This is a genomic window from Mycolicibacterium sp. lyk4-40-TYG-92 (assembly GCF_030209435.1).
GTDB lineage: Bacteria > Actinomycetota > Actinomycetes > Mycobacteriales > Mycobacteriaceae > Mycobacterium.
The window spans coordinates 314,451-330,703 of the sequence record NZ_JARVRX010000002.1; the positions used below are offsets into that span (position 1 = coordinate 314,451).

The following is a 16,253-nucleotide window of genomic DNA, read 5'->3' on the forward strand; positions in this document are numbered from 1 at the left end:
CCTTATGCGCCAACTTAGTTCGTTGGACGCCCAGTTCCTCGCAGTCGAGGACGGAAGGACGCACGGCCATGTTATCGGGGTGGGTGTCTACGATCCCGCGACTGCACCTGATGGCCGACTCACCGTCGAAACGGTACGTGAGCTGGTCGCCGCGCGAATCCACCTACTTGCACCTTTACGCTCGAAGCTGATTGAGGTCCCGTTCGGCATCGACTACCCCTACTGGGTCGAGGATCCCGCCTTTGAGCTCGACTGGCACATTCGGGAGGCGCCCGACCTCCAGGGTGGTGACCATCGGGACCTGGCGCGGCTGACCGAACGCATTGCTGCACAACCGCTCGATCGAGCGCGGCCCCTGTGGCAAATCCATGTGGCCCAAGGCTTTCAGGACGGCAAAGTCGTTGTGTTGACCAAGTTGCATCACGCTGCGATCGACGGGGTGTCCGGCGAGCAGCTCATCGCCACACTGCTTGACACTGAACAACAACAATCCGGTCCGTCTAAGCCATTTCGGCACACAGACATTCCTCCCATGCCCACGTCAGCGGAGATGCTCGCGCGGGGCGTGATTGGCAGCGTGATACATCCGCTTCGCACTCTGCGCAGCCTTCCTCGCGCTGTACCGCACCTCGATGTCGTCCCCAACGTCAACACGTTGCCTGGTACCACTACTGCGGCCCAGATGGTGCGGCGAATCCGACGTGCGATGAGCACAGACACGGACGGCGCGGTGCTGCGGCAGCCAGGGGTCCGCGCCCCACGCACCCGCTTCAATCGACGCATCGAAGAAGGCCGCAGCGTGGCGTTCACCAGCGTGTCATTGACTGCGATCAAAGAGATCAAGAGCGCCTTCGGTGTGACGGTCAACGACGTCGTGATGGCCGTGGTGTCTGGCGCCCTGCGCAGTTGGCTCGCCGAGCGAGACGAATTGCCCGACCGTCCCATGGTGTCTACGGTTCCCATCTCAGTGCGTGCACCCGATGACGGCAACAATTTCGGCAACAGAATCGGCATGTTGTACGCCACGCTTCCCACGCATCTGTCCGACCCGCGCAGCCGACTGGAATTCGTACACGCCGAAATGGACCGCGCCAAACGCCGCCACGCTGCCGTGCCTGCGACGCTGCTGCAAGATGCCAACCACCTCATCCCGCCGGCGCTATTCGGCCGCGCCGCACGAGCATCGATGGCCCTAGGTACTCAAGCAGGCATGGCTGTTGGACCCAACCTTCTGGTCTCGAACATTCCTGGATCGCCGGTGCCTCTCAACATGGCAGGCGCCCGTCTCGAAGCCCAGTACCCCGTCTCCGCCATCTTCCACAACCTCGCGCTGAACATCACTGTGCTGAGCTACTTGGACCACATGGACTGGGGCATCGTCGGTGCCCACGACGAGGACACGTGGTCGCTTCTGGCATCCATCGAAGCCGAAATCGACCGCTTGCATGCAGAAGCGCTGAGCACCGCATGACAGACATGACAGAACTGAAGGTGCCAACGACATCGACGAACGCGCAACGTGACGATTCGAATGATACTTACCAGCAACGTACCCGACACGCATGCGATGACAGCCTGCCACAAACAGATTCGAGCGAAATCAAGCTGTCGGCGTCGCTGCGTGCGTCAACCCCCACACGCGACGATGTTCGCCTGCAGCGTCAGCTAGATTGTCTGAACCACCGATTCAGCCAGCAACGTACGCTCGCCAGTGGGGCTACAGAGGATCTGTTAGCAACAGTGCAACGACTGCGACGCGAATTGAGCGATCACCGGGCAGCACTCGAATTCGGAGAGCTGACGAGGATCCGAGACGCGGTCAATTCGCTGCGCGGGGCGTCTCCGCGCGAGACGTTCAAGATGGCAGCGGCAATGCTGTGCAGGGATTTCGGTTTTGCCCGGGTACTGGTATCGACCATCCAAGACCACGAGTGGCTACCGCGATATCTACATGTGCGCGGTATTGGAGAGTCGAGATCGCAGACCTTCCATGGTTTCTCGGTGGGAGTGCCGGTTGCTTTGGCCACGTCCGGGCCTGAGGCAGACGTGGTACGCAGCCGGCGTGGGATGCTCGTGCCCGGGCCTGCGGTGTCGAACTGCCACGACTACATGGTGGCGCCGATCACTTTGGGGGGCAAGGTGATCGGGATGCTACATGCCCAGTCCCCGCAGCCTGCGGGGATTACTGCTGAGGGCCGTTTAGCCTCGCTCGAGGCGTTTGCTGAGTGCCTTGCAGCAGTGTACGAGTGTGCTGTTTTAGACGGAATGGTTGAGCGGCAACGATTGGAGGTCGACAAGCTGAGTGCCACTGTCGATCAACTATTGGGGCGGATCACCCGCGACGAGATCTCGGAGTTCCCGACATCGTCGCCGGACAGCGGGATTCCGTGTATGAGCGACCATGCTGCGCCGTCTGAGCTGACTGCCCGTGAGAGGGAAGTCATGTCTCACGTGGCCACCGGTGCCACTAATCGTGACATTGCCCGTTGCCTGTCGATCTCTGAGGCCACAGTCAAGTCACACCTGAAACATATTGCAGAGAAGTTCAATACGACCAACAGGGCGGCCGCACTCGCGATGTATCTGACGGCGGAAATTGATTCGGGGGCTGGAGTCCCGCGATGAACTACCGCGCGATGGTGACCAGGCTCAACCTGATTGACGGACAGCTGCGCAGTGTGCTCGGGCTCGAGAGTGTTGGCAAGGCAACGACTCTCGAGGAAGCCATTGTCAACTCTGCGGCGACCACCGAGCAGGTCACCTTCGGAGGCACGGGGTTTCCCGCCGTTGCTTCACCGGTGGCGCAGCGCCTTCTCATAGCATCGTTGCAGGCACAGGTTGAGGCGCGTCTGCTGGTTGGGGACGCCTCTGGCGCCATGTTGCGGTCGATTACCGATGCGATCCGGCGCATGAAGCTGGCTCAATCAGCACAAGCCCTGCAGCGCCAGATGTGCATCGAGCTTTGTCGGGCCGTCGGGTTTGATAGCGCGTTGATATCTTTCGTGACAGCCGATAGTTTCGTCCCCCAGACAGCCGACCAATTTGGCGGCATCGGAATGCCGTTGCCTCGAGTCGTATGTGCTGCCGAACAGGACTGCGTCCGATTCAGCAGGCTTGTTCGTGCCGGTATGGGCGATTCACCTGCCACCGAAGGTTACTGCGAATTGCTGGGTTCGACCGAATATCTGGTGGCCCCGGTTGTCGCCAAGACCAAGGTCGTGGCGATTGTTCACGTGTGCCGGGTCGGAGTCGATATCACCGATCATGACTACGAAGCTCTGGGAATGCTGTTGTCACTGTACTCGGTACTCTACGAGCGAATGCTGAATTCCGCTCGGGTGGAACAACTCCGGGTGTCGATCATCGGAGCCGCCGCACAGTTGGCCGAAGAGGTGGACCGCATCGCGGGCGCCGCGATCAGCCTCGAAATGGGTGGCGAGCACGTCGGCGGTAGCACGACACCGGCGCCGGATGTTTTCACGGCGAACCTGACGAACCGTGAACGTCGAGTATTCGAACGGATGGTGCAGGGCGAATCCAACGCGCAGATCGCCCGGGAACTGGTAGTGAGCGTGGAGACCGTCAAGACCCACGTAAAGCGAATACTACGCAAAGTCGGCGCAGCCAATCGCCTTGAAGCAATTACCCTGTATGTCGACGGACCGGAGCGACCCGGTCACTAAGGCTCGCGGCTCCGCGATCATCGAAATTCAGTCGGGCGCGGCCGATCCACACCGAATTTATTAGGCACGATTTCTTTGCAAAGTATCAATAATGGGGATGCTGAAACGATTGCGCGACGGAGAAAGGCATGACTCGATGTGCAGTTGTCTGCAGTCGCTCACTGTCGCAGTTAATTTACTCTGGAGAAATTTTTATTGCCGTTGGCGGCCCGGGTAAAAGTACCCCCGTTGGAGGATGTGTATCCCTCCAACTGACGATATTCGGTACATCGGCGGCGTTGGTAGCGTTTCCAGCTATGTCGGCTCCCGCATTCATTTGTCGGCGCCTGACTGTGACTGGAGGCCTCGGCCCCCTGAGCGCGCAGGTCGGCCGACATTGTGGAGCGTCGACGCTGCGTTGCGCAGATCGAATGAGAATCACCCATTCGCACGTCGCGCATATAAATGTGGAACGCCGCTATGTGAATAGCCGAAATAGGGGATTGCAGAGTCCGGTGAATTTGGAGAGCGGTAACCAATGGTAGCGATCACTCGTGCAGCAAAGGCGCCCGTCACCGCGTTGGGTGGTTTCTTCGCAATGACGTTCGACACTTTCGTGCAAATGTTCCAGCCGCCGTTCGCGTGGCGCGAATACGTCTTTCAGACATGGTTTGTCGCGCGTGTGTCGGTTTTGCCCGCGTTGCTGTTGACAATGCCGTTCGCGGTGCTGCTGACATTCACCTTCAACATTCTGCTGACCGAATTCGGCGCCGCGGACTTTTCCGGCACCGGTACCGCGATCGGCACGGTGAACCAGATCGGTCCGATCGTCACGGTGCTGGTGGTGTCGGGGGCGGGTGCGACGGCGATGTGCGCCGACCTTGGGGCCAGGACCATTCGCGAAGAACTCGATGCGCTGCGCGTGATGGGCATCAACCCCATCCGGTCGCTGGTGGTGCCGCGCGTGCTGGCCGCCACGACGGTCGCGTTGGCGCTGTCGTCCACTGTCATCCTGGTCGGCTTGATCGGTGCGTTCCTGTTCTGCGTCATGGTGCAGCACGTCTCGCCGGGTGCGTTCGTCGGTGGACTGAACCTGCTGACCGGTCCCGGGGACATCATCGTCGCGCTCATCAAGGCGACGTTGTTCGGCATGGCTGCCGGCCTGATCGCTTGTTACAAGGGCACTTCCGTGCGCGGTGGTCCGGCGGGTGTCGGCAACGCCGTCAACGAAACGGTGGTGTTCACCTTCATGGTGCTGTTCGCCATCAACGTCGTCGTGACCGCGGTCGCGATTCAGTACACGGTGTCGTGAGGTAACGAGATGACTGTTGATGCACCTAGTAGCCTGCACCCGCGGCTGGACAGGCTGGTCAAGACTGCCTCCGGTCGGTGGAACAAGCTCGGCGACGAGGCCCAGTTCTATGTGACCGCCGTCCGTTCGATTCCGGATGCGGTGATCAACTACCGCGCCGAGCTGTTGCGGCTGATCGCGGCGACCGGTTTGGGTACCGGTGCGCTCGTCGTCGTCGGTGGCACCGTCGCGATCGTCGGCTTTCTCACCATGACGACCGGTGCCCTGGTGGCGATCCAGGGCTACAACCAGTTCTCCTCCGTGGGCTTCGAGGCTCTCACCGGGTTCGCGTCGGCGTTTCTCAACGTCAGATTGATCGTGCCGGCGACCACCGCGGTGGCGCTGTCGGCCACGATCGGGGCGGGCGCCACGGCGCAGATCGGTGCGATGCGGATCAACGAGGAGATCGACGCCCTCGAGGTGATCGGCATTCGCAGCATCACCTACCTGGCCTCGACGCGGGTGCTGGCGGCGGTGGTCGTGGTGATTCCGCTGTATTGCGTGGCCGTGATGATGGCGTTTCTGGCCGCCCGCATGGGTACCACCACCGTCTACGGGCAGGGTGCCGGCGTGTACGACCACTACTTCAACACCTTCCTCAACCCGACCGATCTGATCTGGTCGTTCGTCCAGTGTGTCGCGATCACCGTCGTGATCATGTTGGTGCACACCTACTTCGGGTTCACTGCCTCCGGCGGCCCGGCGGGGGTAGGTGAGGCGGTCGGCGGCGCCGTCCGTTTGTCGATGGTGATCGCCGCCGTGGAGATCGTGTTCATCTCACTGGCCATCTACGGCCAGTCCGGCAACTTCAACATGGCGGGTTGACGGGTGAACGCGCGCAAGGGAGATTCGCGAATCTCGAAATCGTGGTGGGCACTGGCCCTGATTGTGTTCACGGTGTTGTTCATGGTGGTGACCGTGGTCATCTTCACCGGCGCGGCCAAATCCTATGTGCCCGTTACAGTTATGGCCGACCGTGCGGGTCTGGTGCTGGAGAACAACGCCAAGGTCAAGATGCGCGGCGTGCTGGTGGGCCGCGTCAGCCAGATCGATCCGAACAAGGACGGGGCCACTCTCAAGCTGAATCTCGACCCGGACCAGGTGAAGTACATCCCCGCCAATGTAGGTGCGCAGATCAGCGTGACGACGGCGTTCGGCGCCAAGTTCGTCGACCTGGTGTATCCGCAGACCCCCAGCAGCGCGCGGTTGACCGCGGGTTCGTTGCTCCATTCTGTCCACACCACGACTGAGGTCGACACCGTCTTCGAGAACATCGTGAATCTGTTGGACATGGTGGATCCGGCGAAGCTGAACTCGGTGCTCAGCGCCGTCGCCGAGGGCGTTCGTGGCCAGGGTGAGCGAATGGGCCAGGCCACAACGGATCTGAACGAGGTGTTGACGGCGCTCAACGCGCGCTCGGACAAGATTCGTGACGACTGGCGGTCGTTCAAACAGTTCAGCGACACCTACGGCGCGGCCGCCGACAACATCGTGAAGATCCTCAACGCCGCCAGCACCACCAGCAGCACGGTGACGGGCAAGGCCAAGGCACTCGACAGCCTGCTGATGAACGTCATCGGATTCTCCGAGGCCGGAACGGATCTGCTGGGCCCGAACCGGGACAACCTCGTTGATGCGATCAACGGGCTGGAACCGACGACGAGTCTGTTGCTGAAGTACAGCCCGGGATACACGTGCTGGCTGGAGGGCACCAAGAAGTTCCTCGATGCCGGTGGCTACAGCATGTTCGGCGGGGCCGACGGCCGGACGGTGATCCTTGATGTAGCGCTGCTGCCGGGCAAGAACCCCTACGCGTTCCCCGACAACCTGCCGATCAACGGCGCCAAGGGTGGACCGGGCGGGCAACCGGGCTGTGGCTCGCTGCCTGATGTGGCCAAGAACTTCCCGGTGCGGCAACTGATCACCAACACCGGGTGGGGTACCGGGCTGGACATCCGGCCGAACCCGGGCATCGGCAGCCCCTGCTGGGGCCAGTGGTTCCAGAGCACCCGCGCGGTGCCGCAGGCCCCGAGCATCCGGCAGTGTCTGCCGGGGCCGGCTCCTGGTCCGATCCCGTACCCCGGTGCGCCGCCCTACGGCGCGGCGCTGTACGGACCCGGCGGGGTGCCGCTGTGGCCGGGCGTGCCACCGGCGCCGCCGAATCCGGCTGATGCACAACCGCAATCGGTCCCGGCACCTGCAGGGGAGCCGACACTACCGGCTGACGCCCCGGCGTTGCCGGCCGAGGCAGGCGGGAACTGACCGTGACCATCAACCAACGACCAACACAGGAGGGAAGCCATGGAGAACCTTAAAGGCACGCTGTTGCGCCTGGCTGCCTTCCTGGCGGTATGTCTGCTCGGCACCGTGGCGCTCTGGGCGGTGTTCGCGGACCTGCGGTTCGACGAGGGCCACACCTACTTTGCGAAGTTCGTCAACGTCTCGAATATGAAGAAGGACAGCCACGTTCGCATCGCGGGAGTGGAGGTCGGCCAGGTCAAGAACGTGTCGATCAACCGCGATTCGACGGTGACGGTCGAATTCACCGCTGACAGTTCCATCGTGCTGACCGAAGGCAGCCGTGCGGTGATCCGGTACGACAACGTTGTCGGCGACCGGTTCCTGGCCCTCGAGGAAGGTGCCGGCGGCACCAAGAAGCTCAATGCGGGTGACACCATTCCCGTCGACCGGACCCAGCCCGCGCTGGACCTCGATGCCGTCATCGGCGGCTTTCGCCCGTTGTTCTCGGCCCTGAGTCCCGACAAGATCAACGACCTGAGTGGGCAGCTGATCCAGGCGCTGCAGGGCCAGGGCCCCTCGATCGGGTCGTTCCTGGCGCAGGCCGCGGTGGTGACCAACACCCTGGCCGATCGTGATCAGCTGATCGGGCAGGTCGTCACCAACCTCAACACGGTGCTGACGTCCTTTGGCGGCAAGAGCGACAAGCTCGACAAGGCCGTGGTCTCACTGTCGGAGCTGGTTGACCGCCTGGCACAACGCAAGACCGACGTCTCGAACGCGGTGGCGTACACCGATGCGGCGGCCAACTCGATCGCCGGCCTGCTCACCGAGGCGCGGCCGCCGTTGGCCAAGACGGTGCACGAGGTGGACCGGACCGCCGGAATCGTGGTGGCCGACCACGACTACTTCGACAATCTCCTCAACACCCTGCCGGACAAGTACAAAGTGTTGTCCCGGCAGGGCATTTACGGCGACTTCTTCAGCTTCTACCTCTGCGACGCGGTGCTCAAGCTCAACGGCAAGGGCGGGCAACCGGTTTACGTGAAGGTGGCCAGCCAGACCACGGGACGGTGCGCGCCGAAATGAAACCTTTTGCCGAGCGAAGTCATTTCGCCCTGGGCGCGATAGGCATCAGCGCCGTGGTGATCGTCGCGACCGTTGCGCTGCTGTTCCAGAAGATTCCGTTCGTCAGCGGAACCACCACGTACTCCGGATACTTCGAAGACGCCAGCGGCCTGCATACCGGTGCGCCCGTGGACATCTCGGGTTTTCCGGCGGGCCGGGTCGCCAGCATCGACCTCGACGGTCCGCGCGTGCTGATCAAGTTCACCGTCGACGACGACGTGCACCTCGGGGAGCGCACCGAGGCCGCCATCAAGACCAAGGGCCTGCTGGGCAGCAAGATGCTGGAGGTCGTCCCCAAGGGCGACGGCGACCTCAAGGGCACCATCCCGCTCGAGCGGACCGTGTCGGCATACCAGCTGCCGGACGCCCTCGGCGATGTGACCAACGCGATCAGCGGCCTGGACACCCATCAGCTGTCGGACTCGCTCGCCACCGTCTCAGAAGCCTTCGCGAACACCGCCCCCGATCTGCGGGACGCGGTGAACGGCATCGCGCGGTTCTCCAAGACGCTGAGCGATCGCGACGCGCAACTGCGCGGCCTGCTGGACAACGCCGCCAAGGCGACGACGGTGCTGGCCAAGCGCAGCGACCAGGTGGTGAGCCTGGTCAAGAACACCAATGCGCTTCTGGTGCAACTGCGTTCGCAGAGCGCCGCGGTGAGCCGGCTCTGGAACAGCCTGTCGGCGGTCTCGGTGCAACTCAAGGGACTCATCGCCGAGAACCGGACTCAGCTCAAGCCGGCGCTGGACAAGCTCAACGGCGTGCTGACGATCCTCGACAACCGCAAGGAACGCTTGCAGCAGGCTGTGAAGGGAATTAGTGCATATGCCCTGGCATTGGGCGACTCGGTGAGCTCGGGCCCGTTCTTCAAGGCCTACGTGGTCAACCTGCTGCCCGGGCAGTTCGTGCAGCCGTTCGTCGACGCCGCGTTCTCGGACCTCGGGGTCGATCCGAACACGAAACTGCCGTCGCAGCTTCAGGATCCGCAGACCGGGCAGCCCGGCACCCCGCCGCTGCCGGTGCCGTTCCCGCGCACCGGCCAGGCCGGCGACCCACGGATGACCATTCCGGACGCCATCACCGGCAAGCCCGGCGATACCGCGTGCGGCCCACCGGGGATTCCGCTGCCTGGTCCCGGCTGCTACCCGGTGCGCGAACCGCAACCGGCCCCGCCGCCGGGTGGGCCGCCGCCCGGACCGCCGCCGCTGGCACCGGGGCAGTCCGCCATGCCGGAACCACCGAAGACCCCGCCAGTACACGTGTCGGATCCCGTTGAGACACCAGGAGGACAGCAATGAGCAAACTGTCCACGCGTCTGCTCGTCGTGGCAGCCGTACTGGCCCTTGTCGTGGGCGGCGGCTATTTCGCGGTGCAGGCGTTCCAGCGGGCATCGCGCAACGAAGTGGTGGGCTATTTCCAGAACACCAATCAGCTCTTCAGCGGTGACGATGTGCTGATCCAGGGGGTGCCGGTCGGCAAGGTCGAGAAGATCGAACCGGGACCCGAAAAGGTCAAGGTCACCTTCTGGATCGACGACAAGTACAAGGTGCCCGCCGACGCCAAGGCGGTCATCCTGTCGCCACAGCTGGTGACCGGCAGGGCAATTCAGCTGATCCCGCCCTACCGCGGTGGGGCGACGCTGCGCGGCGGCGCCGTCATCCCGCTCGATCGCACGGCGGTGCCCGTGGAGTGGGATCAGGTCCGCACCCAGCTACAGCGGGTCGCCGATCTGCTCAAGCCCGATCAGCCCGGCGGGGTGAGTACCCTGGGCGGGTTCATCAACACCGCCGCCGACAATCTGCGTGGGCAGGGCGCCAGCATCAGGGAATCGGTGATTCGACTGTCGCAGGCGGTGTCGATCCTCGGTGACCACAGCAATGACCTGTTCACGACGTTCAAGAACCTGTCGATCCTGGTATCGGCGTTGCAGGACAGCACCGGCTTGCTGGAACGGTTGAACACCAACCTGGCCGAGGTGACCGGTCTGGTCGCCGACGACCCCAACAAGGTCGGTCAGGCACTGCACGACATGAGCTCCGTGGTCGACGACCTACGATCCTTCGTCGCGGACAACAAGGAAGCCGTCGGCACGGCATCGGACAAGGCGTCGTCGATCAGCACCGCGATCGTGGGCAGCCTCGACGACATCAAGCAGGTGTTGCACTCAGCGCCGACCGCGCTCGCCGATTTGAACAATATCTACGAGCCGGCCAACGGCGCATTGACGGGTGCGCTTGCGATCAACAACTTCGCCAACCCGGTCAGTTTCATCTGCGGGGCCATCCAGGCCGCGTCGCGGCTGGGCGCGGATCAGTCGGCGAAGTTGTGCGCGCAGTACCTGGCGCCGATCGTCAAGAACCGGCAGTACAACTTCCTGCCGCTGGGCGAGAACCTGTTCGTTGGCGCACAGGCCCGGCCCAATGAGGTTACCTACAGCGAGGATTGGATGCGGCCCGACTACGTCCCGCCATCGCGTCCGGCAGCACCGGTGGCACAGCAGGCGGCTGCGGCGCCTGAGCCGCCGGCACCACAGACAGTGAGCACCGACGCCAACGCCGGGTTGGCCGGGATGATGACCCCGCCGGCCGGAGGTGGGTCATGAGCCGCCTGCGTTCCGCCGGGGGAGGCGTCCTGGTAGCCCTGGCACTGCTGGCCTCGGCCGGCTGCTCGGGGTGGCGCGGCGCGAACAGCCTGCCGCTGCCCGGCACCGAGGGCGGGGGACCCGGCGCATTCGAAATCCAGGCCCAGATGCCGGACGTCACCAACCTGCAAGAGAATTCGCGGGTGCGGGTCTCCGACGTCACCGTCGGCACGGTCACCAAGATCGAGCGACAAGGCTGGCACGCGCTGGTCACCATGCGGCTCAACGGTGACGTGGACGCACCCGCCAACTCCACGGTCAAACTCGGCCTGACGAGCCTGCTCGGCACGCTGCACATCGAGCTCGGACCACCCAAAGACGGCCGCCCGCAAGGCAAACTGCACCAGGGCTCGGTCATTCCGCTGGGCAACAGCGGCAGTTTCCCGTCGGTCGAGCAGACGCTGTCGGCGGTGTCGATGGTGCTCAACGGCGGCGGCATCGGCAACGTCCAGGACATCACCGAGGCTTTCAGCACAGCGTTCCACGGACGCGCCGAGGACCTCCGCAGCCTCATCAAACAGCTCGACATCTTCACCGCGAACGTCAAAGACCAGACCCCGGACATCATCGCGGCGTCGGAGAGCCTGAACCACGTCGTCGGCAAGCTGGCCGCGAGCCAGCCTGTCCTGGACAAGGCCATCGACACCATCCCCGAAGCGCTGGCCGTGGTCAACGGCGAGCGCGAGAACCTGGTCACGGCCGCCGACAAACTCAGCAAGTTCGCGGCCCTGGCCACCGACACCGTGAACCGGTCAAAAGAGAACGTGGTCAAGGAATTACGTGCCCTGGGACCGACCCTCGAGCAGCTCGCCAACGCCGGGCCGGCGATGACCCGGGCACTGAGCTTCATCGCCACCATTCCTTTTCCGAACGAAACCCTCGAAAAGTATGAGCGCGGCGATTACGCCAACCTCACCGCGGTGGTCGACCTCACACTAAGTCGGATCGATGCCGGTCTCTTCACCGGGACCCGCTGGGAGTGCGACCTGACCGAACTCGAACTGCAGTGGGGACGCACCATCGGTCAATTCCCCAGCCCGTGCACCGCGGGCGGGCCGAACAACCCGGGCAATCCACTGACCATTCCGTACCGCTGGGATCAGGGGCCGTAAATGCATCTCGACAGACGCGTGAGAATCCAGCTCGCCATCTTCGCCGTCATCGCGCTGACCGCCGTGACGATGATGAGCCTGATCTATATGCAGTTGCCCGCCAAGCTCTTTGGCATCGGCCGCTACGTGGTGAAGATGGAGCTGCCCGAGACCGGCGGGCTCTACGCCACCGGCAACGTCACCTACCGCGGCACCGTCGTCGGGCGGGTGCAGTCCGTCGGGCTGACACCGACCGGGGTCCAGGCCGAGCTGTCGCTCAACTCCGGCACCGACATCCCGTCCGACGTGCAGGCTGACGTGCACAGCCAGATGGCGATCGGTGAGCAGTTCGTGTCCCTGACACCGCGCAGCGCGAATTCTCGGCCGCTCAAAGACGGTGACGTCATCCCGCTGGCGCACACGTCGGTACCGCCCGACATCAACACCGTCATCGACTCGCTGACTAAGGGCCTGCAGGCCGTGCCCAAGGACAACCTGAAGACGGTCATCGACGAATCCGCCACCGCTGTGGGTGGTTTGGGGCCCGAGCTCTCACACATCGTCAAGGGCGGCAGCCAGCTGGCCATCGATGCGCGCGCGAACCTCGACCCGCTGCTGAATCTCATCGATCAGGTCAAACCCGTGCTCGACTCGCAGAACAACACCTCGGGTGCCATCCAGGCGTGGGCGGCGAACTTGGCCACGGTCACCGGCGAGCTGCAGGCACAGGACAAGGCCGTGGGCACCCTGCTGGACAAGGGCGGTCCCGCGTTCGGGGAGATGGGGCAGTTGTTCAACCGGCTGCAGCCGACGTTGCCGATCCTGTTGCAGAACCTGGTGTCCATCAACAAGGTCGCGGTGACGTATCAACCGAACCTCGAGCAGCTGCTGGTGTTGCTGCCCCGCACAACGGAATCGGCGCAAGGTATTGTGCTGGCCAACCGCGATACGAAGCAGGCCTACAAGGGCGGGTTCTTGAGCTTCAACCTGAACATCAACCTGCCGCCGCCCTGCACCACCGGGTACCTGCCGGCGCAGCAGATGCGTAACCCGGCGCTGGAGGACTACCCGGACGTCCCGTCCGGCGACGTGTACTGCCGCACCCCGCAGGACTCGATGTTCAATGTGCGCGGCGCCAAGAACTTGCCGTGCGAGACAGTGCCCGGCAAGCGCGCCGCCACCGTCAAGCAATGCGAGAGCAACGAGCCCTACGTGCCGCTCAACGACGGCTACAACTGGAAGGGCGATCCCAACGCCACCTGGACCGGGCAGGACGTGCCGCAACTGCGGCCAGGTGCGGCTCCGCCGGAGGGTGCGGCTAAACCGCCGCCGGTTGCAGTGGCCGAGTACGACCCGGCGAGCGGAACGTACATCGGCCCTGACGGAAAGACCTATACCCAAGCCGATTTGGCGCACACGGCTCCAAAGGAGAAGACATGGCAAAGCATGATGACGCCGCAGCCGGAGAGCTGACCGACGGCGGCGGGGTCGCCGTACTCGATCCCGAACTCGACGACGTCGACGAGCTGGATGACGCCGACATCGAGAGTGGTGAGGAGCGGGTCGACGAGGCCGGGAAGCCGAAGCGGGTGCGCCGGGTCGCGGCGGTGGCCGGGCTGATCCTGGTGGTCGCGCTCAGCGCACTGGTCGGCTGGCTGGTGGTCCGGACGCACCGCGCGACCGGCGTCGACGAGCGGCAGAGCCAGATCGTCCAGGCCGCCCGGCAGGGCGCGCTGAACCTGACCACCATCGACTGGCAGCGCGCCGACGCCGACGTACAGCGCATCCTCGACAGCGCGACCGGCGAGTTCTACGACGACTTCGCCAAGCGCTCAGCACCTTTCATCAAGGTCGTCAAGGAAGCGAAGTCGACGTCGACCGGGTCCATCACCGAGGCCGGGCTGGAATCGGAGTCCGGTGACGCGGCGCAGGTGCTGGTCGCGGTGGCCGTCAAAACCTCCAATGTCGGGGCGCCCGAACAACAACCACGCGAGTGGCGGATGCGCATCGCGGTGCAGAAAGTCGGTGATGTCATGAAGGTGTCGAACGTGGAGTTTGTACCGTGAAACTGATCAAGTCCCGCGGCGAGAACAAGGCCGCTGAAAAGCCCATTGAAGCAATGCCTTCGGAGGGCGAGGTCGAGTACGACGTCGCCGCCGACGTGCCCGCACAGTCGATCGACGCGTCCGCAGAAATCACCGACGCGGTGCCTGAAACGCCGCTGCGTCGCGTCGCGTGGGCGAATGTGGCCGTCTACGGCCTGTTGCCTGCCCTCGTCCTGGCGCTCGGCGGGGCGACCGGCTACCTGCAGTGGAAAGACGTATCGCTCAGTCAGACCGACACAGCGAAAAAGGAATCCACGAAGGCCGCCACCGACGGCACCATCGCGCTGCTGTCCTACAAACCCGAGACGGTCGAAAAGGACCTGGAAGCCGCCAAGAAGTACATGACCGGCAACTTCCTGGACTCCTACACCTCGCTCACGCGCGACGTGGTGATTCCCGGGTCCAAGCAGAAGAAGATCTCGGCCGTCGCCACCGTGCCGGCGGCGGCCTGGACCAAGGCATCGCCGAACCATGCGGTGGTGATGTTGTTCGTGGATCAGACGATGATCATCGGTGACAGCGCCCCGACCAGCACCGCGTCGAGCGTCCGCGTGACCCTCGATAAGGTCGACAACCGTTGGCTCATCTCGCAATTCGATCCGATGTGAGCCCCATGACCAGACGGTGGACTTGCACGTTGCTCGCCGCGGCGGTGCTGCCGGTGCTGTCGGCACCCACTGCCCACGCCGATGCGACGGCGTATCTGATCGGCGTGACCGTACGGCCCGGCTACAACTTTCCCAACGCCGATGCGGCGCTGGGCTATGGCTACGGCATCTGCGACAAGGTGGCGGCCGGTCAGCCCTTCGCTCAGGTGATGGGCGACGTACGCGGCGATTTCGGCACCGACGATGACTACCAGGCGTCCTACCTCGTCTCGCAGGCCGTCAACGAACTGTGCCCCGCGCAGATCTGGCAGCTGCGCCGCTCGGCCGCGCACTACCAATCACCGCCCGGCGTTCACCCCTGAAAGCACTTCTGAACCAAAGGAATCCACCATGAGATGCCGTCCGCTGGTGCTGTCCGCGTTGGCCGTCGTGCCCGTCGGCGCTGTGCTCTGCACGCCGTTCGCACACGCTGACAACGGCAACACCCTCATTCCGAACAACAAGCGGCTCAACGACTCCGTGGTATCCAACGTCTACACCGTGCAGCATCAGGCGGGGTGTACCAACGACATTGCCGTCAATCCCCAGCTGCAGGAGGCCGCCGCGCGGCAGGCCAGGGACATGATGGCCAACCGGAATCTGGACGGCGACATCGGATCTGACGGCTCGACGCCGCAGACCCGGGCCGCGGACGCCGGCTACCGCGGTGGTCCGGTGGCGCAGACGGTGGCCACCAACCCGGCGCTGGCGATCAGCGGCGTCGAGCTGATCAACCAGTGGTACTACGACCCCGTCATCAAACAGATCATGGCCAACTGCGCCAACAACCAGATGGGCGTGTGGTCCGAGAACAGCCTGGACCGTACCGTCGTCGTCGCCGTCTACGGCCAGCTGCCCGAACCGCCGCACCGCGACGACAAAGAGGGCGGCTACAACAACGGGTTCGACCCCAGTCCCGACTACGACGGCAGCGACGAGGTCGAGCACTTTTTCAACTGGTTCCCGTGGATCCTCCGCGGCGTCCACCCGCCACCGGCCTATCCGGCCAACTAGCCTCGCGCTCGGTTCGCAACGCGCTGAAGACTTCAGTTGCGCACGTGCAACTTCTCGCCGTGCGGGCCGGAGACGGCAATGGGCTCGACGGGGCCGTCGGCGGTGCCGAACCAGCGTGGTGCCCAGGTCGAGAACTCCACGGCCTCACCGGGTTTGATGGTGAAGTCGTGGTCGTCGAGGAGCAGCCGGAGATTTCTCGACAGTGTGTAGAGCCACTCCTGGCCGTCATGCACAGGAAGGAAACCTTCATGGTGGCGCGACAGATGACTTAGGTGGTAGTCCAGATCGAGCGCGTTGTCATCGAGAACCTCCCAATGTGAAGGGAACGGTGCATCACGTAGTTGAAGGGCGCTGCGAGAGTTTTGGATACGCGCCA

The 16,253-nt window shown here is 63.8% G+C and carries 15 protein-coding genes and 1 pseudogene; 15 read left to right on the top strand and 1 reads right to left on the bottom strand.

Going from position 1 to position 16,253, the window contains the following annotated elements; translation table 11 throughout:
• Window positions 1–22: 22 nt before the first annotated feature.
• From QRN63_RS06175 to QRN63_RS06245, 15 genes are all read left to right on the top strand, one after another.
• Window positions 23–1,471 carry a wax ester/triacylglycerol synthase family O-acyltransferase gene (locus tag QRN63_RS06175; RefSeq protein WP_285029974.1) on the top strand — a complete coding sequence of 483 codons (1,449 nt, stop codon included), beginning with the start codon at window positions 23–25 and terminating at the stop codon, window positions 1,469–1,471.
• Window positions 1,472–1,476: 5 nt separating this feature from the next.
• The gene (locus QRN63_RS06180) at window positions 1,477–2,625 is read left to right on the top strand and encodes a LuxR C-terminal-related transcriptional regulator (RefSeq protein ID WP_285029975.1); all 1,149 of its coding nucleotides are present in this window, start codon (window positions 1,477–1,479) and stop codon (window positions 2,623–2,625) included.
• Window positions 2,622–3,683 (top strand): helix-turn-helix transcriptional regulator, encoded by a 1,062-nt coding sequence (locus QRN63_RS06185; RefSeq protein ID WP_285029976.1) that lies wholly within the window; start codon window positions 2,622–2,624, stop codon window positions 3,681–3,683. The genes QRN63_RS06180 and QRN63_RS06185 overlap by 4 nt, the downstream gene beginning before the upstream one ends.
• A gap of 517 nt (window positions 3,684–4,200) precedes the next feature.
• Window positions 4,201–4,974, top strand: coding sequence for an MlaE family ABC transporter permease (locus QRN63_RS06190; RefSeq protein WP_285029977.1), 774 nt, complete (start codon window positions 4,201–4,203; stop codon window positions 4,972–4,974).
• Between the two features lie 9 nt (window positions 4,975–4,983).
• Window positions 4,984–5,838, top strand: coding sequence for an ABC transporter permease (locus QRN63_RS06195; protein ID WP_285029979.1), 855 nt, complete (start codon window positions 4,984–4,986; stop codon window positions 5,836–5,838).
• 3 nt (window positions 5,839–5,841) lie between these two features.
• Complete coding sequence (locus QRN63_RS06200; RefSeq protein WP_285029981.1) at window positions 5,842–7,275, top strand: MCE family protein; 1,434 nt, start codon at window positions 5,842–5,844, stop codon at window positions 7,273–7,275.
• Window positions 7,276–7,314: 39 nt separating this feature from the next.
• Window positions 7,315–8,340, top strand: coding sequence for an MCE family protein (locus tag QRN63_RS06205; RefSeq protein WP_285029983.1), 1,026 nt, complete (start codon window positions 7,315–7,317; stop codon window positions 8,338–8,340).
• The gene (locus QRN63_RS06210) at window positions 8,337–9,677 is read left to right on the top strand and encodes an MCE family protein (protein ID WP_285029985.1); all 1,341 of its coding nucleotides are present in this window, start codon (window positions 8,337–8,339) and stop codon (window positions 9,675–9,677) included. Before QRN63_RS06205 ends, QRN63_RS06210 begins: the two co-directional genes overlap by 4 nt.
• Window positions 9,674–10,981: an MCE family protein gene (locus tag QRN63_RS06215; RefSeq protein WP_285029986.1), complete on the top strand. Its 1,308-nt coding sequence runs from the start codon at window positions 9,674–9,676 to the stop codon at window positions 10,979–10,981. Before QRN63_RS06210 ends, QRN63_RS06215 begins: the two co-directional genes overlap by 4 nt.
• The gene (locus QRN63_RS06220; RefSeq protein WP_285029988.1) at window positions 10,978–12,132 is read left to right on the top strand and encodes an MCE family protein; all 1,155 of its coding nucleotides are present in this window, start codon (window positions 10,978–10,980) and stop codon (window positions 12,130–12,132) included. The genes QRN63_RS06215 and QRN63_RS06220 overlap by 4 nt, the downstream gene beginning before the upstream one ends.
• Entirely contained in the window at window positions 12,133–13,584 is a 1,452-nt protein-coding gene (locus QRN63_RS06225; RefSeq protein WP_285029990.1) for an MCE family protein, read from the top strand.
• Window positions 13,548–14,177 carry an Rv1363c family protein gene (locus tag QRN63_RS06230; RefSeq protein WP_285029991.1) on the top strand — a complete coding sequence of 210 codons (630 nt, stop codon included), beginning with the start codon at window positions 13,548–13,550 and terminating at the stop codon, window positions 14,175–14,177. Before QRN63_RS06225 ends, QRN63_RS06230 begins: the two co-directional genes overlap by 37 nt.
• Window positions 14,174–14,824, top strand: coding sequence for a hypothetical protein (locus QRN63_RS06235; protein WP_285029992.1), 651 nt, complete (start codon window positions 14,174–14,176; stop codon window positions 14,822–14,824). Before QRN63_RS06230 ends, QRN63_RS06235 begins: the two co-directional genes overlap by 4 nt.
• 5 nt (window positions 14,825–14,829) lie before the next feature.
• Window positions 14,830–15,186, top strand: a complete 357-nt coding sequence (locus QRN63_RS06240) for a DUF732 domain-containing protein (protein ID WP_285029993.1) — start codon at window positions 14,830–14,832, stop codon at window positions 15,184–15,186.
• Between the two features lie 28 nt (window positions 15,187–15,214).
• Window positions 15,215–15,877 (top strand): CAP domain-containing protein, encoded by a 663-nt coding sequence (locus tag QRN63_RS06245; protein ID WP_285029994.1) that lies wholly within the window; start codon window positions 15,215–15,217, stop codon window positions 15,875–15,877.
• Window positions 15,878–15,909: 32 nt separating this feature from the next.
• Here QRN63_RS06245 and QRN63_RS06250 read toward each other — a convergent pair.
• Window positions 15,910–16,116 (bottom strand): annotated as a pseudogene (locus tag QRN63_RS06250) (cupin domain-containing protein); the annotation flags it as partial.
• Between the last annotated feature and the right edge of the window lie 137 nt (window positions 16,117–16,253).

Coding starts and splice junctions, on each gene's coding strand:
- QRN63_RS06180 (WP_285029975.1), top strand. CDS start 1,477: ATGACAGAACTGAAGGTGCCAACGACATCGACGAACGCGCAACGTGAC.
- QRN63_RS06230 (WP_285029991.1), top strand. CDS start 13,548: ATGGCAAAGCATGATGACGCCGCAGCCGGAGAGCTGACCGACGGCGGC.
- QRN63_RS06205 (WP_285029983.1), top strand. CDS start 7,315: ATGGAGAACCTTAAAGGCACGCTGTTGCGCCTGGCTGCCTTCCTGGCG.
- QRN63_RS06210 (WP_285029985.1), top strand. CDS start 8,337: ATGAAACCTTTTGCCGAGCGAAGTCATTTCGCCCTGGGCGCGATAGGC.
- QRN63_RS06225 (WP_285029990.1), top strand. CDS start 12,133: ATGCATCTCGACAGACGCGTGAGAATCCAGCTCGCCATCTTCGCCGTC.
- QRN63_RS06240 (WP_285029993.1), top strand. CDS start 14,830: ATGACCAGACGGTGGACTTGCACGTTGCTCGCCGCGGCGGTGCTGCCG.
- QRN63_RS06190 (WP_285029977.1), top strand. CDS start 4,201: ATGGTAGCGATCACTCGTGCAGCAAAGGCGCCCGTCACCGCGTTGGGT.
- QRN63_RS06220 (WP_285029988.1), top strand. CDS start 10,978: ATGAGCCGCCTGCGTTCCGCCGGGGGAGGCGTCCTGGTAGCCCTGGCA.
- QRN63_RS06195 (WP_285029979.1), top strand. CDS start 4,984: ATGACTGTTGATGCACCTAGTAGCCTGCACCCGCGGCTGGACAGGCTG.
- QRN63_RS06215 (WP_285029986.1), top strand. CDS start 9,674: ATGAGCAAACTGTCCACGCGTCTGCTCGTCGTGGCAGCCGTACTGGCC.
- QRN63_RS06185 (WP_285029976.1), top strand. CDS start 2,622: ATGAACTACCGCGCGATGGTGACCAGGCTCAACCTGATTGACGGACAG.
- QRN63_RS06245 (WP_285029994.1), top strand. CDS start 15,215: ATGAGATGCCGTCCGCTGGTGCTGTCCGCGTTGGCCGTCGTGCCCGTC.